The sequence below is a fragment of the Pseudomonas veronii genome (assembly GCF_002028325.1).
Classification (GTDB): Bacteria; Pseudomonadota; Gammaproteobacteria; order Pseudomonadales; family Pseudomonadaceae; genus Aquipseudomonas; species Aquipseudomonas veronii.
This window is the reverse complement of sequence record NZ_CP018420.1, coordinates 2,362,434-2,375,790: the sequence shown is the minus strand read 5'-3', so window position 1 is coordinate 2,375,790 and position 13,357 is coordinate 2,362,434. Positions and strand designations below refer to the sequence as shown.

Genomic DNA, 13,357 nt, shown 5'->3' with positions numbered 1-13,357 from the left:
CAGAGAAATCTAACCCCCGGTCGGCTCCCCGATCGGGGGTTTTGTTTTTTCAGCCCTGAACACTTTGTTTGATCAAGACCATTTAAAGGAATCACGACATGAACTACGCCACCTATTACCGCTACGACACCAGCACTGCATGGCGATTTAGCAAGCTCCGCTCGGGACAGCCTGCCGCCTCCGATCGGTCACCTATCGGTGGCAAGCCAACACACGTAGCCACTACGGCCAATTGTCGAACACCCCAGTAGGGCAGAGCGTGCGGGAATCGCCCGCCGCTTGCCCAGGAAGCCTTGAAGATGAACTCCTCCGTCGCCGCTCTGCCCGTCTCTACCCTGACCAGCGCCAATGAAGCGCTGACCCTGCGCTTGCCCAGTTCCCTTGAACTCAAGCACCAGTTACCTCTCAGCCCATTCCTCAATGAGCAAATCCACGCCCATCGCCAAGCCGTGCGCGCCATTCTCAATGGCGAAGATTCACGTTTGCTGGTGATCGTCGGTCCGTGTTCGATCCACGACCCGGAATCGGCCATGGAATACGCACGCAACCTGAAGAAACTGGCGTTGGACGTCAGCGACCAGATGCTGCTGGTAATCCGCGCCTACGTCGAAAAACCGCGCACCACCATTGGCTGGAAAGGCCTGGCCTACGACCCGCACCTGGATGGCAGCGATGACATGGCCGCCGGCCTCAGCCTGTCCCGCGAACTGATGCGTGAGATGCTGCGCCTGGGCCTGCCGGTCGCCACCGAGTTGCTGCAACCGATGGCCGCCGGCTACTTCGACGACCTGCTCAGTTGGGTCGCCATTGGCGCGCGCACCACCGAGTCGCAGATCCACCGCGAAATGGCCAGCGGCCTGGGCATGCCCGTCGGCTTCAAGAACGGCACCGACGGCGGCGTCGCCATTGCCTGCGATGCGATGCGCTCGGCGTCCCACCCGCACCGGCACTTCGGCGTCGACAGCCAGGGCCACCCGGCGATCATCCAGACCCCGGGCAACCCCGACACCCACCTGGTGTTGCGCGGCGGTCACCGTGGGCCGAACTACGATGCGCAGAGCGTGGCCCAGGTGAAACAGGACCTGGCCAAGTCCAAGGTGACCGCGCGGATCATGGTCGATTGCAGCCATGCCAACAGTGGCAAAGACCCGCTGCGTCAGCCGGCAGTGTTCAATGAAGTGCTGGAGCAACGCCTGCAGGGCGACACTTCGCTGATCGGCATGATGCTCGAAAGCCACGTGTTCGAAGGCTGCCAACCATTGGGCCCGGCGATGAAATACGGCGTGTCGGTGACCGACGGTTGCCTGGGTTGGGACAGCACCGAGCAGCTGTTGCGCAGCGCAGCTCAACGCTTGCGCGAACACGCCATCGGCTGAGCAATGGACACCGGCTTGCCTGCAAAGCGCGGGCAAGTCGGACGGCCGCCAACCTGGAGAGCAACCTCAAGACCCTGCAACTGACCTTGAGCGCTGCCGACAAGCTGCAGATTGCTGGCCGCGACGGAGCCAGCGCCTGACAGCCCCAATGGCATCACGCCGACGCGGAACTAAACCCCGGCCACCGGCGTGCGCGATAATTCCCGCAGCCAGGGCAATACCCGCAAGCCCGCGGCGGCCTCAGGTGGGTCGATGATGTCCATGAAGTGCTCAAGGTTGATGTTATCCGGTACGCCGGGCAAGCGGACCAGTACCTGCGGTGTCAAGCCTGCGGGTACGCCCAGGTCCAGGTGATCGTAGACCAGCACGTGGCGTACCTGGGCCTGCGGCCCACCGGCGTGGGCCGCCAAGCCCGCATTGACGATCAGCACATCAAAGGGTTTGGCCGGGATCGCCGTGAGGATCTGGACCTCTTCAAAGGTTTGCACCGGCACAATCCGGTGATACCCCAACCGGTTGAGCATTTTTTCGATATACAACCGTTGCAGGTGCTGTTCATCGGCAATCAGGATGGTCAGTGCTTTGTTCGGCATGGCAAACCCCTGGCAGGCTGTGCTCGTTGAATGAGAGCAGCCCATTTTCCAGACATATCCCGCAGACAAAATCAGGCATGTTCCCCTTTCATGTAGGAGTTGTCCCAAATCCACCGAATAACCACCCAACCGCGTCAAGGTTGATTGCAATAAACGCTCAAGCTGTGATGCAAATCATCGATCGCCTGCTCGACGTCCTCAACCGCTGCCCCCAACGCCTGGAGGTCCTGCCGTTCGCACACGGCCTCCAAGGTTTCGCAACAAGCGATCAGCGCGTGCGCCTTGACCATCCGCGCGCCGCCTTTGGCGCGGTGTGCCAGGTCATGCAACTGGGCAAAGTCGGCCTGACGTCGCAATGACGGCAATAGCCGTTGATCGGCTTCCAGACTGTCGAGCAGCGGCATCAACAATTCGTTGAGCGCGGCATGATCGTCCCCCGTCAGCATGATCAGCGCTCCCAGATCGAACGCCGGTTCGGCTTGCGGCTCGCATAGGCTCGCCATGCGCGGCGCCAGGGCCGATCGCAAGTCTTCGAGCCCGGTGGGCTTGAACAGGCACCCGTCCATGCCCGCCTGGCGGCAGCGCTCGGCTTCTTCGGGTTGAGCATTGGCGGTAAACCCCAGCAGCAGGCACGGCACCAGGCCTCGCTCGTGCTCTTGAGTACGAATATCCCGCGCCAATGTGTAACCGTCCTTCAGAGGCATATTGCAATCGGTGATCACACCATCGAAGTGCCCGGCCTGCCACAGCGCGAGCCCCTGCACACCGTCCTCGGCCGTGGTAATGCGATGCCCCAGGAAGCTCAACTGCCGGGCCAGCAGCAAACGGTTGGCCGGGTAGTCATCCACCACCAGGATACTCAACGCGCGTGTCGGTGGGCTGTGTGCAGCAGGCGCCGAAGCCGGCGCCGGCAGCGCGGCCGCCAGGCTCAGCGCCACACTCACGTCCACCCGGGTGCCCTGCCCCAGCACGCTGCTCAGGTGCAACTGACCGCCCATCATTTCGCACAGACTGCGACTGATCACCAGCCCCAGGCCGGAACCGCTGCGCGCCGATTGTTCAGCGTTGCTGCCCTGGCTGAACGGGTTGAACAGCCGCTGCTGGTCCTGAGCACTGATGCCCATACCGGTGTCTTGCACCCACAACCTGAGCCGCAGTTGATCCTCGGCGACATCGCCCTGGGCGCCCAGTTGCACCTGGCCTTTGCTGGTGAACTTGATGGCATTGCTGAGCAGGTTCGAAACCACCTGCTTGAAGCGCAGCGGGTCGATCAGCACCGGGCGATCGAGCGCCGGATCGAGCGTCACGCGCAGCGCCAGCCCTTTGGCCCGCGCGAGGCCTTCGAAAACCCGCACCACCGAGGCCAGCAGCTCACGCAGGTTGGCGGGCTCCTGGGCCAGGGACAGGTGGCCGGACTCGATCCGGGCGATGTCCAGGATGTCGCCGATCAATTCCAGCATGCCGCGCGAGGCCACCGACGCCACTTCCAGCGCATCGCGATCCGCTCGACCTTGCTCGGCGCTTTTGAGCGCCAGCTCGATCATGCCGATCACCGCGTTCATCGGCGTCCGGATCTCGTGGCTCATGGTGGCCAGGAACGTCGTCTTGGCGCGGTTGGCGGCGTCGGCATCGTCCTTGGCTTCCTGCAACTGGCCCAGCAAGCGGTGGCGCTCACTCACATCCACCCAGCCGGCAATCATACCCACGACCTTCTCGTCGCCGTCGCGGTACGGCAGCATCCAGTGGTAAATCGTGAGGACTTCGCCGCCCGGCACCCTGAGGATCCGGTCATGAATCTGCGGCTCGCCCCGCACCATCAACTTCAGGTAGTCGTCATGGTACGACTGGGCTTGCGGCGGGTTACCGGTGTCGGTTTCCACCACGGTCTTGCCGATCACGTCTTCGAGCTTGAAACCGAACACGTCGAGGTAGGCATTGTTGCAGGCCATCAACCGCCCCTGGCGATCGCGCACGTAAATCGGGTGAGGCGTGCCGTCGATCAACACGCTCATAAAGCGCATCTGATCGCTCAACGCCCGCTCGGCCTGGGCGCGCTTGCGAATCAGGCTGCGCAGGTAAAAGGCCCAGCACAGGGTGATCAACAACAGCACCGCGGCGAGACTGAAACCCTGGATGATTGCGTTGCGATGGCGCAGCCAGTAGCTGTCTTCAATGATGATCTCGCTGCGCCAGTGATTGGTCAGCTCATCCAGCTCCTCAGGTGTGATGCTCAACAATGCCTTGTCGAGGATCGAATACAGCTCCAGTTGGCTGCGGTTGACGCCAAACGTGATCCGCGCCGGCTCCGTGCCGACGGTGCTGGTCATACGCAAGCGGTCGCGGTAATGACGCGCGATCATGTAGCGCGCACTGATGAGCGAAATAACAGTCGCATCGGCCCCGCCATTGGCCACCAACTCCATGGCGGCTTCGGGGTTTGCGCTGTCGATAAACTCAATACCGGGGTAATCCCGCGCGATTTTCTCACCCAGGCTGTTGCTGCGAATGAACGCCAGGCGCTTTCCGGGCAAGTCTTCCAGGGTAACCAGCCGCTCGTCTTCGGCGCGCACCACCAGCACATACGGGTTGGACAGGTAAGGCCGGGTGAAGCGCAACTTCTCGGTCCGCTCGACGCTGGGGGTAATCACCGCCAGCATGTCTGCCTGGCCAGCATTGACCTCGTCGATTTGTCGAGGCAACGAACTGCCCTTCACCACATCGAACTTCAGGCCCGTGCGCAAGCTGATCCGCGCCAGCACCTCCGCGCTAAGCCCTTCGAATTGCCCTTGCTCATTGAAAAACGACAATGGCACGAACTTGTCGAGCACCGCCACTTTCACCCGCGGGTGTTTCTCCAGCCAGCGCTGCTCGCTGTCACTCAGGCGCAGCCGTTCGGCTTCCATGAAACCGCTGCCGCCAGCACTCCAGCGGCGCAGAATATCCATCTGCTGGTTGACCGGCACGATGGCCAACGCGGCGTTGATGATATTGCGCAGGCGAATATTGTCCTTGGTGAACGCAAACCCGAAAGGGTTGACCTCCAGGCCGGAAAAATCCGCCACGCGCACATTATTGAGGTGGTTCTTGTTGATCAGGTACCGGGTGCTGATGGCATCGCCCAGGTACGCATCGGCCCGGCCGAACGCCACCGCACCGATGGCTTCGAAGGTCGAGGCAAACAGTTGCAACTGCGCGTGGGGGTAGAACCGCTGCACGGCATCGGGCTGCATGTAGTGATACAGCATGGCCACGCGTTTGCCGGCCAAGTCCGCGCTCAGGGCCTGGGTGTCTCCGATGCGGGTGACCAGGGTGGGTTGATCGTTGGCGTAAGAGCGTGACAGCTCCAACTCAGGGTCTGCGGCTTCATAGCCGTTGGCCGAGCCAACGAAATCCACCGCGCCCTGCTTGAGCGCTTCAATCACTTCATCGCGGGTATCGTAGCGTCGCACCTCGATGATGATATTCAACGCCTGCGCCACCAGCGCCGCATAATCGGCGGTAATGCCCTCAAGCTCGTCGTTGTTGTTGCTCAGGTCGAATGGCGCGTAATCCGGCGCCGACACCCCCATCACCAACGTGCGCCGCTCACGTAGCCAGCGCCAGTCGGTTTCATCCAGTATCAGGCGGGGGTTTTCGAGCTGAGAGTGCCCCAACAGGCGCAGCGCGTGTGGCTGATCGACGGCCACTGCGAGCATGGGCAACAGACCCAGCAACAAGATAGCGGCGAGCCGCTTAAACGCAGTGGCAGTCATTTCAGATCAAGTGATTGCGCTGGGCGAACTTGGATAAATGCACGACGGAGGACATGCGCAACTTCTCCTTCAGGCGGGTTTTGTACGTGCTGATGGTCTTGTGGCTCAGCAGCATGTCCTCGGCGATTTCCTTGTTGCCCAGGCCCAGGGCCAGCTTCTGCAGCACCGTCAACTCGCGGTCCGAAAGAGCTTCCACCAACTCGTGCTCGGAGGTCTGCAAATCATCGCGGCGCACCGAACTGGTGGGCAGGCTGGGAAAGCAACTGTAGTTGCACATCACAGCCTTGATTGCTTTTTGCAGCTCGTCCAACTCGCCGGTCTTGGCGACAAACCCCATGGCACCGGCCCGCATGCACCGGGTCGAAAAAAACACCGCCAAGTAGGACGTGAGCACCAGGATCTTGCACGGCAGGCCCAAGGCCTTGATCCGACTGATGACCTCCAGGCCACCCAACTTGGGCATCGCCAGGTCGAGAATCACCAGGTCCGGGCGCCCTTCTCTGGCCTTCTGCACGGCATCCGCGCCATTACCCGCTTCATCAATTTCAGTAAAACCTTCCTGCTTCAACAGAAATTTGACAGTGGCACGAATAAACGGGTGGTCATCCACTACTAACGCTTTGCTCATAAAACACCCCTGAGAGGACAAAGTACGCTGACACATCACACGGGATCCAGCCACCTGTGAGAATTGACAGTCCCGACGAACGGTACAGTCCCTCAGAGCGCCAACAGACGGGTGCCTGGTCCCTTCCCTTGAAAATCACCACGAACATATGAAGCCATATCATTGCTGCCGGCCAGCCGCAGCGATCAACCTTAGCAATGGGGTGATGTTTCTTACGAAGGGATAATCCTGACTGCGTGTAGGACTTTTCCTTACAAAAGCATAGCCAATCCTGGGTATGCCTAGGCTTGACCAGGGTGGATCAGTCGGTGGTACTTGGGCTCCAGAAAGCCTGCACCACCAGGCTCGACATGGAAATGCGCGTCACCAGGGCGTCCAGTTCATCACCGTCTACGGAAGTGGCCGCCAGGGTCGCTTCGATCTCCACTTCTTCGCTGCCAAACGGGCGCACATCGACATCGCTGGCGGGGTAGTTGCAACGTGCCAGCTCGGCTTCCAGCAACACCATGACCGCCTGTTGCTGGCTACGCCGCGCAATCACATAGAGGATGTTGGTCACCTCCGCCGACACCACATCCAGTGGCTGGCGGTTGATGTTATTGACGATCGGCCGCAGCAGCGTATTGGCCGCCAGTACGAACAGCGTGCCCAGCAGCGCTTCGAGGATCAGGTCGGCACCGGCACAGGCGCCCACCGCGGCCGAGGCCCAGAGGGTGGCGGCGGTGTTGAGCCCGCGCACGTTGCCTTCTTCGCGCATGATCACGCCGGCCCCCAGAAAGCCGATGCCCGACACCACATAGGCGACCACCCGCACAGCACCGTCTGCACCGCCCAGGCGGTTGGCCATGTCGACGAAAATCGCCGCGCCCACTGCGACCAGCACGTTGGTGCGCAAGCCCGCCGTGCGCTGGCGGTACTGGCGCTCGAAGCCGATCAAGCCGCCGAGGATAAACGCGGCGGTCAGGCTGACCACGGTATCGATCAGGGAATCGAGGTTGATGTTGTTGATTGCCTGCATAAAAACTCCATGAATGCGGCGGCAGCCCCACTGCCATCGCGGGCAGGCCCGGCTCCCACCGGGCCCAGGCGCGTTCGATACAACTGTTATTGCCAGCCAAACTTACGGATGTAGTAGCCCTTCACCGCCTGGGTCAACGCCATGTACCCCAACAGAATCACGGGCAGGAACACAAAGTACAGCGACGGCAACGCCTGCAGTTTGAAGTAGTGCGCCAGCGGCCCCATCGGCAGGAAAATCCCCACGGCCATGATCACCCCCGTCATCACCATCAGCGGCATTGCCGCACGGCTTTGCAGGAACGGGATTTTCGGGGTGCGGATCATGTGTACGATCAGCGTCTGGGTCAGCAACCCCACCACGAACCAACCCGACTGGAACAGGGTCTGGTGGTCCGGGGTGTTGGCATCGAACACATACCACATGAGTGCGAACGTGGTGATGTCAAAGATCGAACTGATCGGCCCGAAAAACAGCATGAAACGGCCCACATCCCCCGGTTGCCAGCGTTGCGGCTTGGCGAGCATGTCTTCATCGACGTTATCGAATGGAATCGCGATCTGCGAAATGTCGTACAGCAGGTTCTGCACCAGTAAATGCATGGGCAGCATCGGCAGGAACGGAATGAACGCACTGGCGACCAGCACCGAAAACACGTTGCCGAAGTTGGAGCTGGCGGTCATCTTGATGTACTTGAGCATGTTGGCGAAGGTGCGCCGGCCTTCGAGCACGCCCTCCTCCAGGATCATCAGGCTCTTTTCCAGCAGGATGATGTCAGCCGCTTCCTTGGCGATGTCCACCGCGCTGTCCACCGAAATACCGATATCGGCCGTGCGCAGCGCCGGTGCGTCGTTGATCCCATCGCCCATGAAGCCCACCACATGGCCGTTGGCCTTGAGCAGGCGCACGATGCGTTCCTTGTGCGACGGCGTCAGCCTGGCGAATACGTTGGTGGTTTCCACGGCCTTGGCCAGTTCGGCGTCGGTCATGTCCTCGATGTCGTTGCCCATCAGCAGGCCTTGCTGCTCCAGGCCCACTTCGCGGCAGATCTTGGCGGTGACCAGTTCGTTATCGCCCGTCAGCACTTTGACGGCCACGCCGTGGGCTTTGAGGGCCTTGAGGGCAGGCGCGGTGCTTTCCTTGGGCGGATCGAGGAAGGCCACATAACCGATCAACGTCAGGTTTTTTTCATCCGCCAGGTTGTAGGTATCGCGCCCCGCTGACATCGGCTGCGCGGCGACCGCGACCACCCGCAAGCCTTCTTCGTTGAATGCCGCGGTCACTTGGCGGATGCGCGCCAGCAACTCATCGGTCAGCGCTTCGTTGGAGTCACCGTGGCGCACCCGGTTGCACACCGACAGAATCTCTTCCACCGCGCCTTTGCAGATCAACAGGTGCGGCTGGCCTTGCTCGGCCACCACCACCGACATCCGGCGCCGGTTGAAGTCGAACGGGATCTCATCGACCTTCTGGAACGCGGTGGCGACTTTCAGCTCGCGATGCACCTCCACGTGTTCCAGCACCGCCACGTCCAGCAGGTTTTTCAGACCGGTCTGGTAGTAACTGTTGAGGTAGGCCATTTCCAGCACGTCGTCGGACTCTTCGCCCCACACGTCCACATGGCGCGCCAGGAAAATCTTGTCCTGGGTCAGCGTGCCAGTTTTGTCCGTACACAGTACGTCCATGGCGCCGAAGTTCTGGATCGCGTCCAGGCGCTTGACGATGACCTTTTTGCGCGACAGAAACACCGCGCCCTTGGCCAACGTCGAGGTGACGATCATCGGCAGCATTTCCGGGGTCAGGCCCACGGCAATCGACAGCGCGAACAGCAGCGCTTCGGTCCAGTCGCCCTTGGTGAAACCGTTGATGAACAACACCAGCGGCGCCATCACGAACATGAAGCGGATCAGCAGCCAACTGACTTTGTTGACGCCCTGCTGGAACGAGGTGGTCGCGCGATCCGTGGCGGTGACGCGCTGGGCCAACGCGCCGAAATAGGTGCTGTTGCCGGTGGTCAGAATCACTGCCGTCGCCGCGCCGGACACCACGTTGGTGCCCATGAACAGGATGTTTTCCAGGTCCAGCGGGTTGCGCGTCTTGGCATCCTTCTGCTGGGCGAACTTCTCCACCGGCATCGATTCGCCGGTCATCGCCGCCTGGCTGACGAACAGGTCCTTGGCATTGAGCACGCGGCAGTCGGCGGGGATCATGTCGCCGGCCGACAGCACGATCAGGTCGCCCGGCACCAGTTGCTTGATCGGCAGCTCGATGGGTTTGGCCGCCTCGCGGCGCAACACCGTCGCGGTATTGCTCACCATGTCCTTGAGTGCGTCGGCAGCCTTGTTCGACTTGGCCTCCTGCCAGAAACGCAGCAGCGTCGACAGCACCACCATGGAAAAAATCACCGTGGCGGCCTTCATGTCTTCGGTCAGCCAGGAGATCACCGCCAGCAAGGTCAGCAGCAGGTTGAAGGGGTTCTTGTAGCAATGCCACAGGTGGACCCACCAGGGCAGCGGCTGTTCGTGTTCGACTTCATTGAGGCCGTATTGCTCCCGCAACGCGTCGGCTTCCTGGACGTCCAAGCCTTCGGCGTGACTGCCCAGGGTGCCCAGCAATTGTTCCGCGCCGCTGTTGGCCGCAGCCACCAGGGTTTGCGCCAGGCTCGGCGGGACTTCGCGGCTAACGCTGGCGTCAGTGACGCTGTCGAGCAGTGCCAGGCGACGGAAATGCCGAGCGATATGCCGGGTCCGCAGGAAGCCGGCAAAGAACTCTTTCAACAGAGTGAAGTTCATGGTGTTACTCCTGCGCGAGGAAACCGTCGTGCAGGTACGGCCAACTGCGCCGCGCCCGATCAAAAAGGCACAGCCAGCCTGGCCCGCCCGCCGCAAAAAGGCAGGCGCGTCCGTAGCAACCTGAGGTGAGTCAGGTGCTGGTCAGCGTCGATGAGAGTGGATCGAGGCAGGCGCCAGGACTGGTCGCTGCCGGGATGCCGCTTCTCGCTGTTTGGCGAGACAACGGCATCGGAAGAATGCGCGTTACCTTGCCAAGTCTGTGCCGGTTACCGAAACCGGCCGACGACTGTCACTTGAACAAGTACCCACTGAGGGTCTCCGCTATTGATGAAAACGCGCGAAGCTTACGCCCCGATTACAGGAGAGTAAACCGTAGGAAAGTACCTGCATGATGAATAAGAGGATTCTTCAGGATGGGTTCAGGAACCCCTATCTTGAAGCCCTCCGAGGCATAAATGTGGGAGGGAGCTTGCTCCCGATGGCGGTGGGGCAGTTAGCTTATCTCTAGCTGCACCATCGCCATCGGGAGCAAGCTCCCTCCCACAGGTTGAATGTGTCTATCCGCAGCTAAGGTGCAACAGGTCGATCTCGCGGCACCCGTATCAGGTAATCATCCACCTGCCCACCCACCAGCGCCTTGACCTGAATCGACACCGTATTCAGCTGTCGCCCCATCCTGATCCCCTCGCGAATACGCACCGGCACATACCCCAGTTTCGGCCAGAAACGCTCGGCCTTGCGATTACCGACCACCACCGTCAGGCGCAGCCACTCGGCACCCTGCGTGACGGCCCATGCTTCGAGGTCGGCGTGCAACCGCCGCCCTCAATCATCACGCGTCAGTACTTCCAGCAATTCAATTTCAAAGCGCAAAGGGCTGTTCGGCTTGATATGCGCGCCCATCGAACGTTCGCCATACGCCAGGTGCGCCGGTACGAACAATGTGCGTACACCGCCGACTTGCATGCCCATCAACCCCTGGTCCCAGCCCTTGATCACCCGGCCCGTTCCAATCACACACTGAAACGGCTTGCCCCGTTCCCACGACGAATCGAACACCGTGCCATCTTCCAGGGTGCCGGTGTATTGAGTGGTGATCAACGCGCCCTTGACCACGGCCTTGCCGGTGCCGGGGCGGATGTCGGTGATCTGGAGTTGTTCGTCGCTCATGGGGGGCTCTCGTTGACTGCGCAAAGGCTGGGGTTTTCCCAGAATTGGGTGGGTTTGGCAAGTGGAGGAAGCGTCGGCTCAATGACATTTCTCTTTAACCTGCGGGGCGTTTCCGCCGGCTGGGCAGCACCTCGCGCACAGGCGCTATTTCGAGATCGCACTCGGTGAACATAATCGGAGGGGGCGGTGAATTGATCGCTGGAGTGCATGCTGCCGAGCTGAACCGGCGGCACGCGTTGTGATGAGGGACGATTGCCTCACCACAACAAAAGCAATCACCGCCTCAAAGCTCAAGGCCGGATAGTAAGGTTTTGTCGCGAGAGAGCAGACCTAGTGTCTGCAACACGTCATTGACGGCGCCGACAACGCCCACATTTTTAGGCTGGGGCTTCCCATCGACAACATCCTTCAACGCTGTCAAAAACTCCACCCGGCCCGAATCGACCTTATCGGACTTGCTGTCCTTGGATGAGATACGGCCCTGGGCAGTATTAATCTCTTTATCAAGGTAAGCGCTAAATTCAGACTTTTTCATTGTCAGTTTCCTTCTTCAACAATGCGTGAGGGCACACGCAACAGCTTAAGAAGCTCACTGCATCCTGCCTACTGTCAGAGTTCACAGGTCTGTACCAGTTGCCGGGTGTCGTTCTCACAACCAACGCTAGTGCATGTCGATCCAATTTCGCTGGGACCAAAAGACCTGACCTCTCTCCACGAATAGGGGCAGCGAACTATCAAGAGCCCACTGACACCTCAACCGGAAGCGCCCGATTTTCTCCCGCCCGTCAAATCACCTCTTATGGAACGCCAGCCACTTTGGCTGTAGCCATCCAAAGAGATCACCCCGCAATGAACCAAGCCACAAGCCCTGTACGTGTTTCTGTTGTGCAATTCGATCCCCAGGTCGGTGTGGACCACCGTACCGCAAACCTGCGACGTAGCCTGGAGTTGGCAGCCGCGGCAGCGAACGGCGGCGCCAATCTGATCGTGCTGCCGGAGCTTTCCAGACGATGACGGCAGCACACGTCAATAACGTGTTTATTGCCGCCGCCAGTCGAATCGGCGAAGAGCGCGATGCCCGTTACCTGGGGTGTTCGCTGATTGCCGGGACCAATGGGTGGCCTATCGGCAAGGTGGCGTCGGCCAATCGCCAGGAAATCCTGTTCGCCGATATCGACCTGAGCAGCGCGCGCAGTGCGCCCATCTGGAACAGCCTCAATGATCTGCAAAGGGATCGGCGGGTTGACCTGTACGATCAGATGCTGGGCTATATGCAGCATCGAGCATTGCCGCGTTGAGCACGAGCGGCCTCACAACCAATGCCAAAACCGGCTCCAGAACCCACGCCCCAAATCATTCTTGCAACCCGCATATTGCTGCGCATACAGCTGCGAGCGAGCCTGCACTTTGCTGGCCACGGGGGGTAGCCAGGCTTTGCTGGCGTAGGTGCGCTGGCGATAGCCGCCCCAGCCTTCGTGGTAGTTCAGGTATTGGCCGTAGGCGTCGTACTTGTAAACGCCGTTGATGGTGTAGGTCTTGTCCATGTACCAACCGACGAAGTCGATGGCGTCGTCGAAGTCCTGACGGCTGGCGCCGCTGCGGCCGGTGCTTTTGCGGTAGTCGTTCCACACTTCATCCTTGGCCTGGGCGTAGCCGGCGGCGGTGGAGACGCGGCCTCAGGGGATGATCCACAACAGGTAGTTACGCGGAGCCTTGGCGTCCTGCCGAAAGGCCGATTCCTGGTACATGATGGCGAACGGTAACTGGATCGGCACGCCCCAGCGCTTTTGGGTGACTTGGGCGGCGTCGTACCAGTCGGCCTTTTCGCGAAAGATGCCGCAGAGGTCGTTGGGCGTGCGGGGTGGCGAGGTGCCGCAGGCCGCCAGCAGCGAAGTGAGTAATAACAAGCCGACAGCTTTGCCTGCGTTCAAGATGCACCTTTGCGGGATACGCGTAAAAAGCCGGCATTTTACCCATTCAACGCGGCAGGTGAAGAAAGGAAACGTTCAGCGCCGTGCGCAACAGCAG

General features: G+C 60.6%; 8 protein-coding genes and 3 pseudogenes. 2 read left to right on the top strand and 9 right to left on the bottom strand.

The features are described from left to right. Positions 1-299 precede the first annotated feature (299 nt). Entirely contained in the window at positions 300-1,376 is a 1,077-nt protein-coding gene (locus PverR02_RS11065; RefSeq protein WP_046384006.1) for a 3-deoxy-7-phosphoheptulonate synthase, read from the top strand. Between the two features lie 170 nt (positions 1,377-1,546). Here the strand turns inward: PverR02_RS11065 and PverR02_RS11060 are convergent, their stop codons facing one another. The 8 genes and pseudogenes from PverR02_RS11060 to PverR02_RS11025 form a co-directional block, all read right to left on the bottom strand. Then, positions 1,547-1,969 carry an ANTAR domain-containing protein gene (locus PverR02_RS11060; protein ID WP_046384007.1) on the bottom strand — a complete coding sequence of 141 codons (423 nt, stop codon included), beginning with the start codon at positions 1,967-1,969 and terminating at the stop codon, positions 1,547-1,549. Positions 1,970-2,103: 134 nt separating this feature from the next. Continuing rightward, entirely contained in the window at positions 2,104-5,721 is a 3,618-nt protein-coding gene (locus PverR02_RS11055; RefSeq protein WP_079443314.1) for a transporter substrate-binding domain-containing protein, read from the bottom strand. A 1-nt stretch (position 5,722) separates the two neighbouring features. Beyond that, positions 5,723-6,349, bottom strand: coding sequence for a response regulator transcription factor (locus PverR02_RS11050; protein ID WP_017847071.1), 627 nt, complete (start codon positions 6,347-6,349; stop codon positions 5,723-5,725). 301 nt (positions 6,350-6,650) lie between these two features. Then, positions 6,651-7,367 carry an MgtC/SapB family protein gene (locus PverR02_RS11045; protein ID WP_017847070.1) on the bottom strand — a complete coding sequence of 239 codons (717 nt, stop codon included), beginning with the start codon at positions 7,365-7,367 and terminating at the stop codon, positions 6,651-6,653. Between the two features lie 86 nt (positions 7,368-7,453). Beyond that, positions 7,454-10,159 carry a magnesium-translocating P-type ATPase gene (gene mgtA, locus PverR02_RS11040; RefSeq protein ID WP_079443313.1) on the bottom strand — a complete coding sequence of 902 codons (2,706 nt, stop codon included), beginning with the start codon at positions 10,157-10,159 and terminating at the stop codon, positions 7,454-7,456. Between the two features lie 567 nt (positions 10,160-10,726). Then, a pseudogene (locus tag PverR02_RS11035) lies at positions 10,727-10,981 on the bottom strand (GNAT family N-acetyltransferase); the annotation flags it as partial. 3 nt (positions 10,982-10,984) lie between these two features. After that, positions 10,985-11,329, bottom strand: coding sequence for an FKBP-type peptidyl-prolyl cis-trans isomerase (locus tag PverR02_RS11030; protein WP_017847066.1), 345 nt, complete (start codon positions 11,327-11,329; stop codon positions 10,985-10,987). A gap of 283 nt (positions 11,330-11,612) precedes the next feature. Beyond that, positions 11,613-11,864 (bottom strand): hypothetical protein, encoded by a 252-nt coding sequence (locus PverR02_RS11025; protein WP_046384010.1) that lies wholly within the window; start codon positions 11,862-11,864, stop codon positions 11,613-11,615. Between the two features lie 469 nt (positions 11,865-12,333). Between PverR02_RS11025 and PverR02_RS11020 the strand changes: the two are divergent. Then, positions 12,334-12,627 (top strand): annotated as a pseudogene (locus PverR02_RS11020) (hydratase); the annotation flags it as partial. Between the two features lie 12 nt (positions 12,628-12,639). Here the strand turns inward: PverR02_RS11020 and PverR02_RS11015 are convergent. Continuing rightward, a pseudogene (locus PverR02_RS11015) lies at positions 12,640-13,260 on the bottom strand (transglycosylase SLT domain-containing protein). Positions 13,261-13,357 lie beyond the last annotated feature (97 nt).

What these genes read in the sequence shown, in the direction of transcription:
- PverR02_RS11050 (WP_017847071.1), bottom strand. Translation starts at nt 6,349, where the DNA reads ATGAGCAAAGCGTTAGTAGTGGATGACCACCCGTTTATTCGTGCCACT.
- PverR02_RS11055 (WP_079443314.1), bottom strand. Translation starts at nt 5,721, where the DNA reads ATGACTGCCACTGCGTTTAAGCGGCTCGCCGCTATCTTGTTGCTGGGT.
- PverR02_RS11025 (WP_046384010.1), bottom strand. Translation starts at nt 11,864, where the DNA reads ATGAAAAAGTCTGAATTTAGCGCTTACCTTGATAAAGAGATTAATACT.
- PverR02_RS11060 (WP_046384007.1), bottom strand. Translation starts at nt 1,969, where the DNA reads ATGCCGAACAAAGCACTGACCATCCTGATTGCCGATGAACAGCACCTG.
- PverR02_RS11045 (WP_017847070.1), bottom strand. Translation starts at nt 7,367, where the DNA reads ATGCAGGCAATCAACAACATCAACCTCGATTCCCTGATCGATACCGTG.
- PverR02_RS11065 (WP_046384006.1), top strand. Translation starts at nt 300, where the DNA reads ATGAACTCCTCCGTCGCCGCTCTGCCCGTCTCTACCCTGACCAGCGCC.
- mgtA (WP_079443313.1), bottom strand. Translation starts at nt 10,159, where the DNA reads ATGAACTTCACTCTGTTGAAAGAGTTCTTTGCCGGCTTCCTGCGGACC.
- PverR02_RS11030 (WP_017847066.1), bottom strand. Translation starts at nt 11,329, where the DNA reads ATGAGCGACGAACAACTCCAGATCACCGACATCCGCCCCGGCACCGGC.